The following is a 20,818-nucleotide window of genomic DNA, read 5'->3' as shown; positions in this document are numbered from 1 at the left end:
CAGTTGCTTACGAGTTATGTGATAAACTCACACCAAAAACCTGTGCTACGGTAACAATTAATATAACCGTAACAGCAGTAGCTATAGTTCAATCTCCAAGTGTTTTACTTGTGAAAGAAGGGGTTTTTAATGATGTTAACGGTAACGGATTTGCTGAAGTTGGAGAAACAATAACTTATAGTTTTACAATTACAAACACAGGAAACGTTCCATTAACAAATGTTACTATTATTGATACAATGGTCGGCTTAGTAATAAAAGGAAATCCAATCGCTCTTCTACAAGTAGGTCAAACAAATAGTACTTCAATTATAGCTACTTATATAATTACTGAAGGAGACCTTGTTGCTTTATCCATATCAAATAAAGCAATTGTACAGGGAACAAGCCCTAATGGTACTGTCGTGGAAAATACTTCTACAAAAATCGTTGACTTATCGCTGGTTGCTGGAGAACTTGTTTGTAGAATTGAAGTGTTTAATGCCTTGTCACCAAACGGAGATGGTAAAAATGATGAGTTCTTTATTGAGGGCTTAGATTGTTATCCAGATAATAAAGTAGAAATCTATAACAGATGGGGTGTTTTGGTTTTCGAAAGAGAGAAATACAATAATAAAGAAAGAGCTTTTAAAGGGAAGTCTGAAGGGCGTGTGACAGTGGGTCAGTCTCAGGATTTACCAACGGGTACCTATTTCTATATTTTAAAATATTCAGACTTTGATGCGAAAGTAATTGAAAAATCAGGGTATTTATATATTAATAGGTAAAACGAAGACTTTAGGTTTTTCGACCTTAGTTTATAAAAATAAGTTGTAAAAAATAAGTTATGAAAACAAGATTATTAATATTGACTTTAATCTTATTGTCGGGGACAATGGTGGCACAACAGGACGCGCAGTTTACCCAATACATGTACAATACGGTGAACATTAATCCAGCCTATGCAGGTTCTAGGAGTGTAATGAGCATTTTTGGAATACATAGAACCCAATGGGTAGGGTTGGATGGAGCTCCTACTACCAATGGATTTTCATTAAACACGCCAATAAGTGGTAGTAATGTAGGATTGGGATTATCGATATTAAATGATAAAATTGGACCTTCAGTAGAGAACACTGTTTCGATTGACTTCTCTTATAGTATTGCAACATCAGAAACATACAAATTGTCGTTTGGTTTAAAGGCAACTGCTAATCTTTTGGATGTTAATTTTAGTAGATTAAATCAACACGATGCAAATGACTACAGTTTTGAAACCAATATTGACAATAAGTTCACCCCAAATTTTGGAGTAGGATTGTACTTTCATTCTGACAACACTTATATTGGTATATCAGCTCCGAACATATTGGAAACTCAACATTTTGACAGATATGCCAGTACTGGAGCCAACAGCCATGTTGCAAAAGAAGAGATACATTATTATTTAATAGCCGGCCATGTATTTGATTTAAGTGGAACAGTTAAGTTTAAACCTTCGATACTGACAAAAGTAGTTCAAGGAGCACCTTTGCAAGTGGATGTTTCCGGTAATTTTTTAATAAATGAAAAATTTGTAGCGGGAGTAGAGTATAGATGGAGTGCTGCAGTGAGTGCCATGGTAGGATTTCAGGCCAGTGATTCTTGGTTTATAGGTTATGGGTATGATTTAGAAACTACTAGGTTATCTAATTATAATTCAGGTTCCCATGAAATATTTTTAAGATATGAATTATTTAATAAATATGATAGAATTGTATCTCCAAGATTCTTCTAAATTCCTAATTATGAAAGTTAAAAACGTTATTTATAGTGTATTTTTAATTATTCTTGCCAGTCAAGGATATGCACAAAAAGCAAGTGTTGCTGCTGCAGATAAGAAATACGATCGGTATGAATATATCGATGCTATAGCCACATACGAAAGAGTGGCCGAAAAAGGGTATAAGGATGAAAAAATGTTTCAAAAGCTAGGGAATGCCTACTATTTCAATGCTGATTTAGAAAAAGCGGGAAGATGGTATAAGGAGCTTTTTGACTTGAATAAAGACCAAGAATCTGAATATTATTATCGCTATTCTCAAACTCTTAAGTCAATAGGAGATTATGACAACGCTGATAAGATGTTAGATGTATTCAATAAGAAATCAGGGAATGATCAACGTGCCAAATTATACGAAAAAAATAAAAATTATTTAGAAGAAATAAAAGCTAATTCGGGACGCTTTAACATTGAAGATGCAGGAATAAATTCTGAATTTTCAGATTATGGAAGTTCTTTTTCAAATAATAAATTAGTATTTGCTTCTGCAAGAGATACAGGCGGTGTTTCAAAGAAAGTATTTAAATGGACCAACCAATCTTTTACCAACCTATACAGCTCAGAGGTTACAAGCGAGGGTAGTTTAAGTGCGCCTGAACGTTTTAGCAGAACAATTAATTCAAAGTTTCACGAATCTACGCCAGTGTTTACAAAGGACGGGCAAACCATGTTTTTTACAAGAAACAATTATTTAGACGGTAAAAAAGGTAAAGACACCAAAAGGATTACCTTATTGAAATTGTATAAGGCAAGGTTAGAAGCAGATAAATGGGTTGATGTTACTGAATTACCATTTAACAGTGATCAATACAGTATAGCACACCCAGCACTTAGTATAGATGATAAAACCTTGTATTTTGCATCAGATATGCCCGGTACATTTGGACAATCTGATTTATTTAAGGTAAAAATAAATGATGACGGTACTTATGGTGCGCCCGAGAACCTTGGAAAGGCAATAAATACGGAGGGAAGAGAAACGTTTCCATTTATATCTGATGATAATGAATTGTATTTTGCCAGTGATGGACGTCCGGGACTTGGAGGATTAGACATCTATGTAACTAAGATAGAAAAAGACGATAATTTTAATGAAATTAAGAATATTGGAGCACCTGTAAATGGCTCCAAGGATGATTTTGGTTTTTTAATCGACAGTAAAAGTAGAGTAGGTTTTTTTACTTCAAATAGAGAGGGAGGAAAAGGGTATGACGACATTTATAAATTCTCGGAAACACGAAAATTGACATGTGAGCAAGAATTAACGGGGATAGTTACAGACGATAAATCTGGTACAAGATTATCAGAAGTTAGATTAAGTTTGTATGATGATAAATACAATATAATTAAACATACAATTGCTAATGATAATGGTGAGTATAGGTTTGAAGTTGCATGTGGAGAGAAGTATTATGTAAGATCCGAAAAAAGAGACTATGAGACAAAAGAAAATACAATTACAATCCCTAAGTCAAGTGGAGAAAGTAAATTGGCATTTGAATTAGAGAAAAGAATTAAAACAATAGGTGTAGGAGGAGATTTAGCCAAAACGTTAGGTATAGAAATTATTTATTTCGATTTAGATAAATCATTTATTAGGAAAGATGCCGCATTTGAATTAGAGAAAATTGTTGCCGTTATGAAAGCATATCCAAATTTAAAAATAGATGTGCGCTCTCATACAGATAGTCGTCAAACGGCTCAATACAATGAATCATTATCCGATAGAAGAGCTAAATCGACTCGTCAATGGCTGATAATAAATGGTATTGAAGAAGACAGATTAACTGCAAAAGGGTATGGTGAATCTCAACTTTTAAACAAATGTGCTGATGGAGTTATATGCAGTGAAACGGAACATCAGTTAAACAGACGAAGTGAATTTATTATAATTTCTATGTAATAATAAATATTTTTTCTAGGTAAAGTATTTTAAAAAAGACTAAACTACATTATAATCAAAACTGGATTGTAATGTAGTTTTTTTATTGCAAATTTTTAAAACGAAAACTATTAAAAATAGGCTCTCAATTGTACGTTACCTGTATGAATGGCTTGGCTTGTTTCACTTTTTCTTCCCTGATAATTAAAATTAATGTCCAAGAATTGGGTGATATTTTTCTGTAATAGCAGTCTCCAAGTGATGTTTTGTCCCGCTTGTAAACCTTCTAGCATCTGAAAGCCAACAGCGGAAAGTTCATTGCCATTAAATTTATTCTGATAAAAGGAAACCTCACCATTCATTGTGATTTTATTCTCGCCAGCGTAAGAAAAGGAAGTTCCAAATCTGTTTTGAATTAAATTTTCGAAATTCCCAATTTGGTTTTCTTTGTTTTGCAATTCGTAAAAAACATCCCAACTCGTATTTTTAGAAAACAGATAACTGATTTTTGGAGCTAGTTGAAGACCAGTTATTGTATAGTTCTTTTCAGGAAAATTTTCAGAGATTATAGATGTTTGAATCGTTTTTGCGGAAGCGCCAAACAGCCAGCTTTTTTTGTAAAGATGGGAATACTGCAGTTGATGGGAACTGTTGTTAGATTCCTGTGATCCTATGGAAAGTAAATTTTTTGTTTTATTTTCTAAAAATGAATAGGTGACAGAGTGCTTCTGTTTTCCTCTATTGTAAAACAAGCTATTTCTAAAACTGGAACTTAGTCCCAATACATTTTCTTGTGAGGAATTAAAAGGATTCAATTCAAAGTTGCCACCTTCATTTTTCGTTTTACGATCAATAATAAAGGACGTCTGATTGTAAAAAAACGAGCTAAATTTTTTAAATCCTTTTTCGTTTTGCCATTGATTTGGATTTAAAATAATCGATTGAGAGAACTTAGTCTGATGCGTTTTTATATAGACACGATTGGGTAAATACACTCTAATGTATTTTGCCTGATCGATAAATGGAGCCACTTCAAATTCCTGTAATTCTTGAATTCCGTTTGCATTGTAATCATTCCAAGTGTAAATACCTTGTCCCGTGGGAACTTCAAGGTAGGTAAATTCTTGTTGTGGTAGTGTCCCCGAATTAGTTTCATAAGCACTTGTTCCCTGAATCAATTGATTGAAAAAACGGTCATTGTATACGATTCTAGAATTCAGCGAAGGCTCTTTTCTTTTCGAAGAATCTACAAAATCTAAAACGCGATAATTAACATAAACAGATAAGTCGCTTTTTGCTGTTTGAATTAATTTTGACTTCAAATAGTACGTTTGAGAATTATTTACCCTTTGTAATATGCCATTTTGAATACTGTCATTGGTTCTTTTTAGCAAACCCAATTCAATAAATACCTTTGTACTATCCCCTCGACCAGCGAATAATCCATATTCAGAAAAGCGCTGACTTACGTTCGAAAATTGATTGGTGGATTTATTTTTCTCCTGATTGTCCTCAAAACGCTGACTAGTACCAATCCAGTTTTTATCAAAGTGATATCGAATTTGCGATTGGTTTCTAATGAAATTTGAAGTAGTGAGTGCGCCGTCACTTTTTAAATAACTTCCATGGTTTTGAAAACTCCAGTTTTTCAGATTGAAATACCCATTTAGACTATGTCTGTTCCCAGAAAAACTTTCAGAGAAATCTAGCTTTTCAAATTGGTAGTTTAAAACTCCATTCGAATTTGATTTTGAGGACGGTTTTAATTTAAAGTTTAAACCAGAAATTAGTAAACTTTGATTTCCAACTGCTGTCGTACCCAGATTCCAATCTCTATCAAATTCAATGGTGTAGAGCCTTTCGATGGTTCTGAATTCTTTTTGGGTAAATTGATAATTGGCGAAAGCATCAACAATCCATTTCTTTGAAAATAGTCGTTGTTTGGCATTTATTTTTCCGCTTATTCCCTGATTGTTCGAGTCGTCGCTATTTGAGAAAAGATTAGCGTCATTGTTGCTGACTCCTATTTCGAAATCAACAGCCGTTTTTTCGGAAGGGGAATACTTTCCTAAAAAGGTAGCTACTTGAATTTTTGTAGGAGCCACCAGCTGGATAGTTGGGGCATAACTCCCTTGAGGAACGGTGTTTATTGGGGCAGTATATTCATAGATCCTACTGATGCCGGCGGCGTTTTTCAAAATGTAATTTCCCTTATTAGGTGCAACTAGACTAAACCGGACGTTGAACAGCTCTTCTTCAGGATCATTTGAGTATTCGAAAATTTCAATCCCATTCACGATCGTTTTTCTGTAAAGTACTTTGTTGTCAGAGTAAGAATCTGGATATGCAGATGGAGCGATCATTAATTCTGGATTGTCTCCAGCCTCAATCAGTATTTGTGCTTGTTCTTTGGTAAGGTTTTGCTGTAAGGGTTGGTTTTTGATGTCGTTTTCAGAATAGAGGTAACTTCCAAAACTCCATTTTTCATTTTGATGTGTGGCACCTGCATAAGTCACAAGTCGCGTGTAATTTCTGTCGGAGTACTGGTATTCAATTGCGATACGCATTTCAGAAGTTATGGTAAACAAAGGTGTAAATGTGATTTCACCTGCGTTGTAGTCAATCGTATAGTCATTGTTCTCCCCTCTTTCTAAAAGTAATCCGTTTACATATACTCGCTCTGAGCCTGATATTACAAGTACGTATAATTCGCCATTTTGACCTTTTAATTTATAAGGTCCTTGGCTGCCTTCAACTCCCGTGAAATTACTTTTGGCATATTGCCCTCTGACTAAAGCTACGGCAGCGAAGACATTCGTTTTATTTTTAGGGGTGCCAAAATCAAAATTGGCTGAAAGACCTTGAACCTTTTTATTAAAGTTTAAAAATTGGCTAGAATGATTTTCAAGAAAGAGATCTCCTGCCCGTATGTTCCATTTATCACTAAAAAGCTCCATAAAAATGTTGTCAAACTGGTCTAGCTTCTGCGAATAACCGCCGTCTTGTAACGGAATATTACTGTCTTGCAATGAGGCTCTTAAACTAACTTTTTCAGATAGTTTTCCCGTGATTTGCAAGTCCAGGTTGGAGTTTAGAACTGTGTTTTGATTGTTTCCTATTGTTACTCCCCGGGTAATACTTCCTGAAGTTGTTAAACCATCAAAAGGGATATTTTTTTCAGCAGATTTGGTATTGATTTGATATAATTTATCAGAATTAATATCATTGCTTACCACCCGACTGGGGTCGTAAATGCGGTATTCCTTAGTTAGAAAATCAGGAAATTTGAGGTATTGCACCGTAATAGAATCGGAGGCAAGAAGAAGATTATTTTTTAAGATTAAAGTTCCTCTTAGAAAATCTACTTTATAGAAAGCACTGTCTATTGGAGTGCTATTGGCGTCAAGCAATTTGAAAAAAGACGTATTTATGCTTACATTTTCAAGATGTATGGTATCACGAGAAAACGGAATTTTTTTGATTTTGTATAATGAATTGTTTTCCTGGGCATGTAGCCCAGAAAAACATATAATCATCACCAAAAGCAATATTTTTTTTACCATAAAGAGAATAACGTCTATCAGTCAAAAGTAGTGTATTCTATATAATTATGGGCAATGGGTTGCTAAAGCGAGCAAACAATAAATTTAATTTTCGCTAGTCACAATTTGCATTGTTTCAGTACTGATCTGTTTTAAAATCACATTCTTACCTTGTTCTACTGTTTCTGCAGCGGCGTCGTTAAAATGTCTAATGGTATACAAAGTCACATTTTGGCTAAAGTCAACTTTGAATTTTTTTGATAAAATAGCATTCAACTCATTGAAATTATCAAATTTATCTTCGACGCATACGGAGAAGCTAATAGCAGTATTCTGAATTAAATTCACTTTCAATTTAAACTCATGGAATAAAGAGAATATTTCACTGATATTCTCTTCCATAATAAACGAAAAATCAATAGAGGACAGCGAAATCAACAATTGGTTTCTTTTAACGATAAAGCACGGTAAATAGGGTTCTAAGTTTACCCCTTTTGAAACGCTTGTTCCTTTTAGTAAAGGGTTAATAAAGGATTTTACATACAAAGGAATTTCCTTTTTTTGTAAAGGTTGTAATGTTTTTGGATGGATTACTGTTGCTCCATAAAATGCTAATTCAATGGCTTCACGATAAGAAATTTGATTTAGCAAACTAGCATTCTCAAAATAACGCGGATCAGCATTCATAACTCCTGGAACATCTTTCCAGATGGTCACGCTTTCGGCATTCAAACAATAAGCAAAAATTGCTGCTGTGTAATCAGAACCTTCACGTCCTAATGTTGTTGTGAAATTATTTTCATCAGAACCCAGGAACCCTTGGGTAATGTTCAACATTTTTCTTTTTACATTTTTCGAAATATTCTTTTGGGTAAGATCCCAATCTACTGTGGCATCTCTATAATTAGCATCTGTTTTGATGAAATTTCTAACATCTATCCACTCTGTTTTTATACCCATATGGTTCATGAAATGAGCAAGAATAGTGGTCGATATCAACTCACCATAACTCACAACCTGATCATAAACAAAATTATAGTTTGGAGATTTGTTATGCGCTAAAAAATATTCTAGATCAGAAAACTGTGCTTTTACAGCAGTAAAAACAGTATTCTTATCATCTTCAAACAAATCTAATAAGATTTGATTGTGGTATTTTTTCACTTCTTGAACAGAGGACTGAAGAGCTGATGACTTATCAAAATAGTCTTTTATAACTACTTCAAGAGCATTAGTAGTTTTTCCCATTGCAGAGACTACTAATAAAACATCCTCATATCCTACCTTTTGTAAAACGTCATAAACATTTTTAATTCCCTCGGCATCTTTTACTGATGCACCTCCAAATTTGAATACTCTCATAATAATAAAAATTCCAATATTTTAAATTCTAAATCCCACTGTTTAAATGGAAGTTTAGTTCCTTATTTTATTCTCAACAAAATTTTCAACACCTGCCTCGTCCATTTGTACTACATACCAATCTCTAAGTACTTTGGCGCCTGATTTTTCATAAAAATCAATTGCAGGAGTATTCCAGTCAAGGACATTCCATTCCACTCTGCGAACTTGATCTTTTTTACCTTTTTTTATAATTTCTGAATACAAAGCATATCCAGCTCCTGTGCCGCGCATTTTTTCTTTGACTACAAGATCTTCTAAATGTAAAGTCTTGCCTTTCCAAGTAGAGTAGCGATAATAATACAAAGCAATTCCAACAATCTCCGATTCTACTTCAGCTACAAAAACATGAAATAAAGGGTTTGGACCAAATCCATCGCGAATTAAATCATCAACATTAATTAACACGGCATCTGGTTCCTTCTCAAAATCAGCTAATTCTTGAATTAATTCGAGAACAGAGGTCATATCTTCGGCGATTCCTTTTCTAATAATCATAAATTCTTGTTTTAAAGGGTGAAAAATTAAAATATAGTTTTTTCAACCCGTAATTTAGGCATTATATCAGCAAATATACAATAGTGACAAACTAAGTAAATTTTATTCAATTCATTTTCACAAAAAAGCCGATATTTGTGACTTCAATTTAACTACAACGATGTCGTAATGGAAGAACGCAATAAAACCTTAGGGGAATTTATCATTGAGAACCAAAATGCCTTTCAATATTCGTCTGGCGAATTATCCAGAATTATCAATTCTATTCGATTGGCCGCTAAGGTGGTCAACTATAAAGTGAATAAAGCGGGGCTGGTGGACATAACAGGGGCTGCTGGAGCACAAAATATTCAGGGCGAAGACCAACAGAAACTAGATGTTTACGCTAATGAAGTTTTTATTCAAACATTAATAAATCGTGAAATTGTGTGCGGAATTGCATCCGAAGAAAATGATGATTTTATTACAGTCGAAGGAAGTGATAATAGCCATAATAATAAATATGTAGTATTAATGGACCCACTAGATGGATCCTCAAATATAGATGTAAACGTTTCTGTGGGGACTATTTTTTCTGTTTATAGAAGAATAACTCCAATAGGAAGTCCGGTAACTATAGACGATTTTTTACAACCTGGAACGAGTCAAGTTGCTGCGGGTTATGTAATTTACGGAACATCAACTATGATTGTTTATACAACAGGGCATGGGGTAAATGGTTTTACGCTAAACCCCGCTATTGGAACATTTTATTTATCACATCCTAATATGCAGTTTTCTGAAGACGGAAATATTTATTCAATAAATGAAGGGAATTACACTCATTTTCCACAAGGTGTAAAGAATTATTTAAAATATTGCCAATCTGAGGAAGGAGATAGACCTTATACGTCTCGTTATATAGGTAGTTTAGTCTCTGATATTCATAGAAACATGATTAAGGGTGGGATTTATATTTATCCAACAAGTTCTAAAGCTCCAAAAGGAAAATTGAGATTGTTGTATGAATGTAATCCAATGGCTTTTATTGTAGAACAGGCAGGAGGTAAAGCTTCAGACGGGTTTAATAGAATAATGGAATTACAACCTACAGAACTTCATGAAAGAGTTCCTTTTTTCTGTGGTAGCTATAATATGGTAGAGAAAGCAGAAGAATTTATGCTTGAGGCCAAACTGAGTAAATACTAAAATAATAAAAAAAGAGCCCTAAATTTTTAGGGCTCTTTATATTTTATAGATGTTTTTCCATTTCTGAAAGGAAATCATCAATGTCTGCATTTTTGTCTACTAATACAAGTGCTTTAGCTACAACCAAGTCTACGTTTTCTGGAGTGAATCCAATTCCCAGACAAAGTTTTTTCAACATAACTTCTTGTTGGTCTCCCAAAATATGGTCAACATGTACTATTCTGGCTAGGTCGTACAAACGCTCTAACCTCATTGAATTTAAGTAAGGAGGGTTGATTGGGTACTTTGAAGGGTTTTCTAAAATCTCTACATATTCTGCAGGAGAAATTTCAAGCCTAATGGCTAATTTATCTAAAAACTCTTTTTCTTCAGGGGCAAAAACCCCATCTGCTAATGCTAATCTAACAATCGAAGAAAAGTGACCTTTGTTTCTTTGCTTGAATTCGCTATCAAATAAATCTGAAAATGACATAATTAATTGTATTTTTTTATGCTACAAATATAAATCAATTTTTAAACTATTAATTTAATTTCGTTTTAAATTTTATTTAATAATTATTGGGCCTTTTAATTGAAATATAAATGTACGATTTGAGTATTCGATTCTACCGTTTTCAAAATAAATCGTAAGTTTACAAACCCTTTATCAACTATAATTATATTACCTATGTCAGAATTTTTGATTTATTTTCAAATAGGATTAAAACACGTCTTGGATATTTATGCTTACGATCATGTTTTGTTTCTAATAGCTTTGGCTGTACCGTTTTCTTTTAATGATTGGAAACGAATAGTCCTCTTAATAACACTTTTTACGATAGGTCACACTATGGCTTTATTGCTTTCTGTTTTTGGTATTATTGCCATTAAAGTAAATGTTGTCGAGCTATTAATCCCGATTACGATATTAATCACCGCCTTTTTTAATTTGTTTACTGCCGGTAAATCAAATAAAAAAGAAAGTGTAAATCTGATTTTTTTCGTCACTCTGTTCTTTGGAATTATACATGGATTAGGATTTTCTAATTATTTTAAAGCAATACTTGGCGGAAACGCGACATCAAAATTACTGCCTTTAGCTGAATTTGCGTTAGGAATTGAAGCAGCACAAATTGTTGTAGTTTTTGTAGTTTTGATTCTGGCGTATATTGTACAAACGGTTTTTAGATTCTCGAAAAGGGATTGGACTTTGGTGATGTCAGCGTTTATAATAGGTGTAGTATTACCAATGATAATTGAAAATGAAATTTGGACGAGATAAAATGGAAGCAAAAAAATTAAATAAATACGATAAGGCTTATCTAAGAATTGCAACTGAATGGGGCAGTTTGTCTTATTGTAAGCGGAAACAAGTAGGTGCAATCATCGTTCGCGATCGGATGATAATTTCGGATGGATATAATGGAACACCTACCGGCTTTGAAAACTGCTGTGAAGATAATGAAGGGCTCACTCGATGGGATGTCTTACATGCGGAAGCAAATGCCATTCTAAAAGTAGCTAGATCCACGCAATCCTGCGAAGGCTCTACTTTATATATTACACTGTCACCCTGCAAAGAGTGCAGTAAATTAATACATCAATCTGGAATAAAACGAGTGGTATATCATAAAGGGTACCGTGATGATGCAGGAATTCAGTTTTTAATAAAAGCTGGTGTGATTGTTGAGCATATATCGATATTAGAGGAATAGATGAAAACTGAAATTAAATACCTGCCAATACTTATTGGCGCAACTCTTGCGCTTGGAATCGTTATTGGTGGGTGGTTAAATGGTTTCGGCGGCGATCATTTTTTGGTCGAAAACAGTTCTAAAACTAAAATCAATAAACTCATTGATTTTATCGACAATGAATATGTAGATAATGTAAATACAGATTCTATAGTAAACATTACGGTTGACAACATTCTGAGTCAGCTGGATCCACATTCTGTTTATATATCACCTAGTGAGCAAGTGGAAGTTGCTGAGAGTATGAAAGGTGATTTTGTGGGCATTGGAGTTAATTTCTATATGTATAAAGATTCTGTGGCTATAATTAGACCCATTGAAAATGGTCCCTCGGCTAAAGCGGGAATACTGGCTGGGGATAGAATTTTATATGCTGATAAAACAAAATTATTTGGACGTAAATTGCCTAGTGACAGTCTTTTTTCTAAGTTAAAAGGAGAGCAGGGCTCTGTAGTGGAGCTTACTATTTATAGGAAATCAGTTAAGAAACAAATAAAACTAAAAATAAAACGAGGTGTTATTCCTTTAAAAAGTGTCGATGTGGCAGTTCTTTTGAACGATAGTACAGGATATATAAAAATCAATCGTTTTGCAGAAACTACCTTTGAAGAATTTAAAAAAGGCTTGACCAAATTAAAAAAAGATGGAGCAAAAACACTTGTGATCGATCTTCGGGATAATGGAGGTGGGTATATGGAAGAAGCAATTGACATTGCAGATGAATTGTTAAAAGACAAGCAATTAATCGTTTTTACCAAAAATAAAAAAGGCAGCATACAAAAAACATATGCGACTAAAAAAGGTGATTTTCAAACGGGTAAAGTGTTTGTCCTACAAAATGAGAATAGTGCTTCAGCGAGTGAAATTCTAGCGGGAGCGATTCAAGATAATGACCGAGGTACGATTGTAGGGCGTCGTTCTTTTGGGAAAGGATTAGTACAACGAGAAATGGATTTTGCAGATGGTTCTGCAGTGAGATTGACGGTAGCGAGGTATTATACACCTACAGGAAGGTCGATACAGAGGCCATACAATAAAGGCAGTGAAGAATATTTTAAAGAGTCGGAAGAACGTTTTGAGAACGGTGAACTATATGAAAAAGATAGTATAAAAGTTGCCGACAGTTTAAAATTCAAAACGCCAAAAGGGAAAATTGTTTATGGTGGTGGCGGAATTGTTCCGGATATTTTTGTTCCTCTCGAAGTAGAACATGGCAATGAAAATACAGTGTATTTAATGAAATCCGGAATCGTAGGAAATTTTGTTTTCGAACAACTGGATAGAAACAGAATTGCTTTTAAAGGGCTCTCTTTTGAGCAGTTTAAGGGAAAAATGGATAAAACCAATTTGTATTTTAGTGCTTTTCAAAAATACCTTTTGAGAAGTGGATTAGATATAGATTTATCGAAAAACAAAGACATTGTAAAGCGATATCTGGCAGCTGAATTTGCCCGACAATTGTATGGAGAAAGCAAGTATTACGAAATTATTTTAAAAGAGGATGCCATGGTTAAGGCAGTGCTAAAATAGGGTTTTCAATATCAACAGTAAAAATCAATATACCGGCTAATGTTTAGTAAGCTTAGCTCTTGCTTTTAATTTGAAGCCTTTATTCTCTATTTTCTAGTCTCTCCTTCAATCTTCCTTTGCTAGATTGTCCCAGTCTTCCCTGTAGCGAATAAGCTCTTTGTCGATCATCTCTTTCGATGTTTTTAATAGATATTCTACATCATCAGAATATAGAGGAGGGAAATACGTCATTTTTATCTCAGTGGTCCGTTTTCCAAAACATTTTAAAAAATGAGGAATGAAGGTGTCGTTGTCAACAAACGCATCTGTTTTTTCTTTATAATCGATTGCGATAGGAATTACAGCTGCTTTTATCTTAGTAGCCATTGCAAATGAGCCGTAATTAAAGGCAATCGTAGTAGGTAAAACATGTGTTGTTCCTTCCGGAAAATTAATAACTGAATGCCCTTGGTTTAATGCTTCTTTAATGCTTTCGCAAGTATTCTGTCTACTTTCAGGGTCTTTTCTGTCAACAAAAATCACTCCTGATATTTTACAAATATATCCAATAAGTGGCCATGATTCCACTTCCTTTTTTCCTACGGGAAAGGTCTGTCTGTGGTTTAGCATGATTATTGGGTCAAAATATGAGCGGTGATTAGCGACAATCAGTCCTTGAACTACTGGAGGGTTTCCATAAATTTGTAGCCGTATGCCGAGCAATGAGTTGAGTATGCTGATTATAAAATCACGGAATATAAGTGCATTTCGTGAAGTGGTTTCTTTACTCCAAAACAAACTTACTATATAGAAAAGGATAGAGAAGAAGGAAATAAAGAGTATGAAAAGAATCAATCTTGTTAGTCCTAGTAAATATGATAGCATAATGAGTTTTGTAAAAAAGGTAAAACTAACATTATTTTCTAATAATCAAATGGTTTTTATCTAATGCTGTCGTGAACATGTGTTTGAGTACCGTTATTCCAAAGAGTAAGGATATCTGTAGCAACTGCAGCACCACTTCCTGCGGCAATGGTAAGTTGGCTTCTCCATCCTGCAAGAGTTCCTGCTACGTATATGCCGTCGGCAACTTTATGATCGGTATTGTGTAATTGGATTCTTTGTTTTTCGGGTAATGATTTTTGATGCGGCTCGACAAATTGCATTAGACCTTCAATTGAAAAAGTATTTGATGCGCCAATAGTGACTACAATTACTTTAGTTTTATAAGTGTTTTTGTTTGTTGTAATGGTAAAGTCAGGAGATTGTCCTTCAATTTTCAAGACTTTTTCGTCTGGTATTTGAGTGACATGAGGATAGAGTTGGGATAGCTGTTGAGTGCTTTGTGACAATAAATCCGAGCCCAATGTTTCGGCAGGAATTCCATAGGCGTTATTAAAAATAGCTTCCTGGAGAGATGATGATTTTTGATGAGTGAAAATTCCGATTGTTTTTTCAGTTGCAAATTTTTTATTTTTTGCAGAGCCCAATACTAGAGCACATGACATTCCGGAAACGCCACCACCAATAATTAAAACGTCAAACATATTATATGTTGTCGTTCATTTTTTCTTCTATTTTTTTAGACATTCTAAAAATCAAAAGGATTAGAACTGCACAGAATGAAGCTCCGATTCCAACGAATGCTACCATACTGTCTCCTTGAAACGGATGACTAAAATCTAGCAATGTGATATTGAAAATTATAAGCGCCAATGCTAGAAACACTAATATGTTAGTAAAGATTTTCATAAGATGGTATTTAATGCCTGAGTCGTAAAAAACGATTAAAGGAGTGTTTTAATTTAAAACATATCCTAGAAAAATCAGATTATATTTACAGGCTACATTAGGGGGTAAATTTATAAAAAAAAATATTAGAGAAACAAACCTTTAACATTAGCAGCGAATAATTTAACAGCGATTGCTAGAAGAACGACACCAAAAGTCTTGCGAACTACGCCTAGACCGTCTTTCCCTAGCATTCTCTCGATTTTAGAAGATGACTTTAGCACAATGTAAACTAATAAGATGTTTAAAATTATCGCGATAATTATGTTTACGGTATGGAATTGAGATTTAAGCGACAATAAAGTGGTCATCGTTCCGGCTCCAGCAATTAATGGAAATGCAAGAGGGACAATAGAGGCTGAGCTAGCTTCTTCGTCGCGGTAAATTCGAATTCCTAAAATCATTTCTAATGCTAAAAAGAATAAAACAAAGGAACCGGCGACTGCAAATGAGTTGACATCGATACCAATCAGTTTTAAAAGCTCTTCACCCACAAATAGGAATACAATCATGATAAATCCGGATGCTAAAGAAGCTTTTTCAGATTCAATATGTCCAAATTTTGATCTTAGGTCAACGATAATCGGAATGGAACCCACGATATCAATCACGGCAAAAAGCACCATCCCAACAGTAATTATCTCCCTTATATCTAGTTCCATAACGTATTTTTTTATTTGCAAAGGTAAACTAATCAATGGATATCTTAGTAAAGCTAGAAGTTTGTTCGAATATAATTATTTCTCTAATTATGGATTCAATTAAGCTGTTTTTTGATATCTACGCTGCTGCAAATGATTGTAATAAAACTAAAAAACGTATGTTGGGTTTGTGTTAGCTTATATAAAAAGCAACATTTAACAGATAGGCTTTGTCTTAGTTTGACTATCTTTGCACTTTATAATCTCAGTATACCACAATAATGTTTCAACTAGGAAAAACCATCGTTTCAGAAGATATTTTAAGTAAAGATTTTGTTTGCAATTTAACAGCCTGCAAGGGGGCTTGTTGCGTTAACGGAGATGCCGGTGCGCCACTAAGTCTAGAGGAAACAAAAATTTTAGAAAAAATATATCCAAAGGTAAAGCCGTTCCTTCGTAAGGAGGGAATTGCAGTTATTGAGGCGCAAGGAACTTCGATAGTAGGTACAGATGGTGATCTTGAAACGCCACTTATTGACGACAAAGATTGCGCTTATGTAATCTATGATGGTAAAACAGCACTCTGTGGTATTGAGCAAGCTTATAATCAAGGAATAATAGACTGGAAAAAACCTGTTTCCTGTCATTTATATCCTATTCGTGTAAAAGATTTCACTGAATTTGCTGCTGTCAATTATGACAGATGGGATATTTGTGATCCAGCCTGTTCGTTAGGTCAGGAACTTGAGGTTCCAATCTATAAATTTGTCAAAGAAGCCTTGGTTAGAAGGTTTGGCGAAGACTGGTACATGGAACTTGAAAAAGTGGCTGAAGAGCTGAAAAAATAATTCTGAAATAATGCCATTTTTTTATCGCGCCCTATTTTTAAATTTCTATAGTTCACGGTGCTTTAGCGGGTTTTACAAAACTTAAAACCCTGAATAATAAGCACTTGTGGTTTTGTGAAAAACGTTCTGTTTTTCCGTCTTTGTTAAAAACTATGGCCGATTGTGGATAAGTTTGGCTTTTAATTATCGCAATATTTTACAATCTTTGTAAAACACGAAATACTTAAAAATTCGTTAAAATATCAAAAAAACAAACAACAACAATGTCACAAATTGAACCAATATTACAAGAGAATAAAAATCGTTTCGTAATTTTTCCTATCAAGCATCATGATATATGGGAATGGTATAAGAAGATGGAAGCTAGTTTTTGGACTGCGGAAGAAATCGATTTATCGCAAGATTTGAATGACTGGAACAATAAGTTGAATGATGATGAGAGGTATTTTGTGAAACATATTCTTGCTTTTTTTGCAGCTTCAGACGGAATTGTAAATGAAAACTTGGCGGAAAATTTTGTGAATGAAGTGCAATATGCTGAGGCAAAATTCTTTTATGGTTTCCAAATCATGATGGAGAATATTCATAGTGAAACATATTCATTATTGATTGACACCTATGTGAAAGATGAAGCTGAAAAAGATAGACTGTTTAATGCATTGGAAGTTTTTCCAGCTATTAAGAAAAAAGCAGACTGGGCTTTACAATGGATCGAATCTGATTCGTTTGCAGAGCGACTAATTGCTTTTGCAGCTGTTGAAGGGATTTTCTTCTCAGGAGCGTTTTGTTCTATTTACTGGTTGAAAAAACGTGGATTAATGCCGGGATTGACATTTTCTAATGAATTGATTTCTCGTGACGAAGGAGTTCATTGCGACTTTGCAGTGCATTTACACAATCATCACTTGATTAACAAAGTACCAAAAGAACGAATCAGAAGCATTATTGTTGATGCTTTGAATATTGAAAGAGAATTCATTACAGAATCACTTCCAGTAAGTTTAATAGGGATGAATGCTGTCTTGATGACGCAATATTTAGAATTTGTTGCCGATAGATTATTAGTTGAATTGGGTTGCAACAGAGAATATAACACTACAAATCCATTTGATTTTATGGATATGATTTCGCTTCAAGGGAAAACAAATTTCTTTGAAAAGAAAGTAGCCGAATATCAAAAATCAGGGGTTATGAATACTGATGGAGATGCTCAAAAAATATCTTTTGACGCTGACTTTTAATTTTTAGAAGCAAAAAAGTTAAGCTGTAAAGTAAATTGAAAGCTTAGTTTTAGCAGAAAAATTATAATAATAAAAACTTTGAGTCTTTGCGTCTATAGGGGTTAGCGGAGATACATTCCTAAAGCATAAATACATTGTGCCTTAGCGCCCTAGTGGCAAAAAATAAATTACAAATAACAAGAAACAGCGAAGGGATTTTCTGTTTTAAAAACAAACAAAAGTATGTACGTAGTAAAAAGGGACGGCCACAAAGAGCCGGTAATGTTCGACAAAATCACAGATAGAATTAAAAAACTATGTTATGGTTTAAATGATTTAGTAGATGCTGTGAAAGTGGCAATGCGAGTAATTGAAGGACTTTATGATGGAGTTTCTACGTCAGAATTAGATAACTTAGCAGCTGAAACTGCAGCTTCGATGACTATTGCGCATCCGGATTATGCACAATTAGCAGCGAGAATTGCGATTTCAAATTTGCATTCGAATACAACAAAATCATTTTCGGAAACAATGACCGAAATGTTTGAATATGTAAACCCAAGAAATGGACAATATGCTCCATTAATTGCTGATGATGTATACAAAGTAATTCAGGAAAATGCTGAGTTTTTAGACTCGCATATCATTTACAATAGAGATTTCAACTACGATTATTTCGGATTCAAAACATTAGAGCGTTCTTATTTGCTTAAAATAAACGGGAAAATTGTTGAGAGACCACAACATATGTTAATGCGTGTTTCTGTAGGGATTCACTTAGATGATTTAGAGTCGGTTTTAGAGACTTATGACTTAATGTCTAAAAAATTCTTTACGCATGCAACACCAACATTATTTAATTCAGGAACTCCAAAACCTCAAATGTCTTCTTGTTTCCTTTTAGCAATGCAAGATGATAGTATTGACGGGATATACGATACGTTGAAACAAACGGCAAAAATCTCGCAATCAGCAGGTGGAGTAGGACTTTCTATTCACAATGTACGTGCAACAGGTTCTTACATTCGCGGAACAAACGGTACCTCAAACGGAATTGTTCCTATGTTGAGAGTATTTAACGATACAGCGCGTTATGTTGATCAAGGTGGTGGAAAGCGTAAAGGTAGTTTTGCTATTTATATCGAAACTTGGCATGCAGATATTTTTGATTTCTTGGATTTGAAGAAAAATACAGGAAAAGAAGAGATGCGTGCGAGAGATTTATTCTTTGCGATGTGGACTTCTGATTTGTTTATGAAAAGAGTTCAGGAAGACGGTAATTGGACGTTGATGTGTCCTAACGAATGTCCTGGTTTGTACGATGTATATGGTGAAGAATTTGAGAAAATGTACACCGATTATGAAAAAGCAGGTAAAGGAAGAAAAACCATCAAAGCACATGAATTGTGGGAGAAAATTCTAGAATCTCAAATAGAGACTGGAACTCCTTATATGCTATATAAAGATGCAGCTAACCGTAAATCAAATCAAAAGAATTTAGGAACAATACGTTCTTCAAACTTGTGTACTGAAATTATGGAGTATACTTCTCCTGATGAAGTGGCGGTTTGTAACCTTGCGTCGCTTTCATTACCAATGTTTGTTGATAACGGTAAGTTTGATCACGAAGCATTTTATAATGTAACAAAACGTGTAACGAAAAACTTGAATAAAGTTATTGATAGAAATTACTATCCTGTAAAAGAGGCAGAAAATTCTAACCTACGTCACAGGCCAATTGGTCTTGGAGTACAGGGACTAGCAGATGCATTTATTATGTTGCGTTTGCCTTTTACATCTGATGAAGCTAAAAAGCTGAATCAAGAAATTTTTGAAACATTATACTTTGCTGCTGTAACCGCTTCTATGGAAATGGCAAAAGTAGAAGGAGCTTATTCAACATTTAAAGGATCACCAATCTCTCAGGGAGAATTTCAACACAATCTTTGGAATATTAAAGATGAAGAATTGTCAGGCCGTTGGGACTGGGCTTCATTGAGAAAAGAAGTAATGGAGCACGGAGTTCGTAATTCATTATTAGTTGCGCCAATGCCTACTGCTTCAACTTCTCAAATTCTTGGAAATAACGAAGCATTCGAACCTTATACTTCTAATATTTACACACGTCGTGTATTGTCAGGAGAGTTCATTGTGGTAAACAAACATTTATTACATGATTTAGTGGAGCGTGGTTTGTGGAATGAAACCATGAAACAAGAATTAATGAGAAATAATGGTTCTGTTCAAGACCTAGATATTCCTCAAGATTTGAAAGAATTGTACAAAACAGTTTGGGAAATGTCGATGAAAGATATTATCGATATGTCACGTCATCGCGGTTATTTTGTAGATCAATCGCAATCATTGAACTTGTTTATGCAAAATGCCAATTATTCAAAACTAACTTCTATGCACTTTTATGCGTGGCAGTCTGGATTGAAAACGGGAATGTATTACTTGAGAACAAAAGCGGCAGTTGATGCGATTAAATTTACATTGAACAACGATAAAAAAGCAGAGCCAATCGAAGTGATGTCTAAACCGGCTCCGGTAGCAGCTCCAGTAGCTGTGGAAGCGGCAGTAGAGATGACTGCTGATGAATACAAAGCAATGATTGAGCTGGCTAAAAATGCTGGTCCAGATGATTGCGAAATGTGTGGTTCATAAATACAAATAGAATGATAAAGGCCTCTTAATTGAGGCCTTTTATAAGAATAGTAATTTTAAATCATTTGCCTGAGTAGTAAAAAAATAATGCGCATAA

18 protein-coding genes are annotated in these 20,818 nt (G+C 34.3%); 10 read left to right on the top strand and 8 right to left on the bottom strand.

Annotated features, from left to right (window positions below; genetic code table 11):
* The 3 genes from AAC069_RS16745 to AAC069_RS16735 all read left to right on the top strand — a co-directional run.
* On the top strand, nucleotides 1-767 hold a 767-nt coding region (locus AAC069_RS16745; protein WP_339921580.1), incomplete at its 5' end, for a gliding motility-associated C-terminal domain-containing protein.
* Nucleotides 768-826: 59 nt separating this feature from the next.
* Nucleotides 827-1,756, top strand: a complete 930-nt coding sequence (locus AAC069_RS16740) for a type IX secretion system membrane protein PorP/SprF (RefSeq protein WP_339921579.1) — start codon at nucleotides 827-829, stop codon at nucleotides 1,754-1,756.
* A 10-nt stretch (nucleotides 1,757-1,766) separates the two neighbouring features.
* Entirely contained in the window at nucleotides 1,767-3,704 is a 1,938-nt protein-coding gene (locus tag AAC069_RS16735) for an OmpA family protein (protein ID WP_339921578.1), read from the top strand.
* A 110-nt stretch (nucleotides 3,705-3,814) separates the two neighbouring features.
* Here the strand turns inward: AAC069_RS16735 and AAC069_RS16730 are convergent, their stop codons facing one another.
* The 3 genes from AAC069_RS16730 to AAC069_RS16720 all read right to left on the bottom strand — a co-directional run bounded on the left by AAC069_RS16730 (nucleotide 3,815) and on the right by AAC069_RS16720 (nucleotide 9,124).
* A complete protein-coding gene (locus tag AAC069_RS16730; RefSeq protein WP_339921577.1) occupies nucleotides 3,815-7,246 on the bottom strand; it encodes a hypothetical protein in 3,432 nt (1,143 codons plus the stop codon).
* A gap of 84 nt (nucleotides 7,247-7,330) precedes the next feature.
* The gene (locus tag AAC069_RS16725) at nucleotides 7,331-8,587 is read right to left on the bottom strand and encodes an aspartate kinase (RefSeq protein ID WP_339921576.1); all 1,257 of its coding nucleotides are present in this window, start codon (nucleotides 8,585-8,587) and stop codon (nucleotides 7,331-7,333) included.
* Between the two features lie 54 nt (nucleotides 8,588-8,641).
* Nucleotides 8,642-9,124, bottom strand: coding sequence for a GNAT family N-acetyltransferase (locus tag AAC069_RS16720; RefSeq protein ID WP_339921575.1), 483 nt, complete (start codon nucleotides 9,122-9,124; stop codon nucleotides 8,642-8,644).
* A gap of 168 nt (nucleotides 9,125-9,292) precedes the next feature.
* Between AAC069_RS16720 and fbp the strand changes: the two genes are divergently transcribed.
* Nucleotides 9,293-10,312, top strand: coding sequence for a class 1 fructose-bisphosphatase (gene fbp, locus AAC069_RS16715; protein ID WP_339921574.1), 1,020 nt, complete (start codon nucleotides 9,293-9,295; stop codon nucleotides 10,310-10,312).
* A 43-nt stretch (nucleotides 10,313-10,355) separates the two neighbouring features.
* Here the strand turns inward: fbp and AAC069_RS16710 are convergent, their stop codons facing one another.
* Nucleotides 10,356-10,784: a fructose 1,6-bisphosphatase gene (locus AAC069_RS16710; protein ID WP_091082835.1), complete on the bottom strand. Its 429-nt coding sequence runs from the start codon at nucleotides 10,782-10,784 to the stop codon at nucleotides 10,356-10,358.
* 195 nt (nucleotides 10,785-10,979) lie between these two features.
* Between AAC069_RS16710 and AAC069_RS16705 the strand changes: the two genes are divergently transcribed.
* The 3 genes from AAC069_RS16705 to AAC069_RS16695 are packed head-to-tail and all read left to right on the top strand — an operon-like array spanning nucleotide 10,980 to nucleotide 13,575.
* Nucleotides 10,980-11,573, top strand: coding sequence for a HupE/UreJ family protein (locus AAC069_RS16705; RefSeq protein WP_091082838.1), 594 nt, complete (start codon nucleotides 10,980-10,982; stop codon nucleotides 11,571-11,573).
* 1 nt (nucleotide 11,574) lies between these two features.
* The gene (locus AAC069_RS16700) at nucleotides 11,575-12,006 is read left to right on the top strand and encodes a dCMP deaminase family protein (RefSeq protein WP_339921581.1); all 432 of its coding nucleotides are present in this window, start codon (nucleotides 11,575-11,577) and stop codon (nucleotides 12,004-12,006) included.
* A complete protein-coding gene (locus AAC069_RS16695) occupies nucleotides 12,007-13,575 on the top strand; it encodes a S41 family peptidase (protein WP_339921573.1) in 1,569 nt (522 codons plus the stop codon). It abuts the gene before it with no gap.
* A 105-nt stretch (nucleotides 13,576-13,680) separates the two neighbouring features.
* On the opposite strand, the gene AAC069_RS16690 is transcribed toward AAC069_RS16695, so the two are convergent.
* The 4 genes from AAC069_RS16690 to AAC069_RS16675 all read right to left on the bottom strand — a co-directional run bounded on the left by AAC069_RS16690 (nucleotide 13,681) and on the right by AAC069_RS16675 (nucleotide 16,007).
* Nucleotides 13,681-14,439 carry a lysophospholipid acyltransferase family protein gene (locus AAC069_RS16690; protein WP_339921572.1) on the bottom strand — a complete coding sequence of 253 codons (759 nt, stop codon included), beginning with the start codon at nucleotides 14,437-14,439 and terminating at the stop codon, nucleotides 13,681-13,683.
* Between the two features lie 56 nt (nucleotides 14,440-14,495).
* On the bottom strand, nucleotides 14,496-15,101 hold the full coding sequence (locus AAC069_RS16685) for an FAD-dependent oxidoreductase (RefSeq protein WP_339921571.1): 606 nt from the start codon (nucleotides 15,099-15,101) through the stop codon (nucleotides 14,496-14,498).
* A gap of 1 nt (nucleotide 15,102) precedes the next feature.
* Complete coding sequence (locus tag AAC069_RS16680; protein ID WP_339921570.1) at nucleotides 15,103-15,306, bottom strand: hypothetical protein; 204 nt, start codon at nucleotides 15,304-15,306, stop codon at nucleotides 15,103-15,105.
* A 125-nt stretch (nucleotides 15,307-15,431) separates the two neighbouring features.
* A complete protein-coding gene (locus AAC069_RS16675; protein ID WP_339921568.1) occupies nucleotides 15,432-16,007 on the bottom strand; it encodes a MarC family protein in 576 nt (191 codons plus the stop codon).
* A 260-nt stretch (nucleotides 16,008-16,267) separates the two neighbouring features.
* On the opposite strand from AAC069_RS16675, the gene AAC069_RS16670 reads away from it, so the two are divergent.
* The 3 genes from AAC069_RS16670 (at nucleotide 16,268) to AAC069_RS16660 (ending at nucleotide 20,721) form a co-directional block, all read left to right on the top strand.
* A complete protein-coding gene (locus AAC069_RS16670) occupies nucleotides 16,268-16,834 on the top strand; it encodes a DUF3109 family protein (RefSeq protein ID WP_339921567.1) in 567 nt (188 codons plus the stop codon).
* Nucleotides 16,835-17,097: 263 nt separating this feature from the next.
* Nucleotides 17,098-18,075 (top strand): ribonucleotide-diphosphate reductase subunit beta, encoded by a 978-nt coding sequence (locus AAC069_RS16665; protein ID WP_339921566.1) that lies wholly within the window; start codon nucleotides 17,098-17,100, stop codon nucleotides 18,073-18,075.
* A gap of 222 nt (nucleotides 18,076-18,297) precedes the next feature.
* Nucleotides 18,298-20,721: a ribonucleoside-diphosphate reductase subunit alpha gene (locus tag AAC069_RS16660; protein WP_339921565.1), complete on the top strand. Its 2,424-nt coding sequence runs from the start codon at nucleotides 18,298-18,300 to the stop codon at nucleotides 20,719-20,721.
* Nucleotides 20,722-20,818 lie beyond the last annotated feature (97 nt).

This window comes from uncultured Flavobacterium sp., assembly GCF_963974175.1.
Classification (GTDB): domain Bacteria; phylum Bacteroidota; class Bacteroidia; order Flavobacteriales; family Flavobacteriaceae; genus Flavobacterium.
The sequence above is the reverse complement of the archived record's forward strand: the minus strand, read 5'-3'. Positions and strand labels throughout refer to the sequence as shown.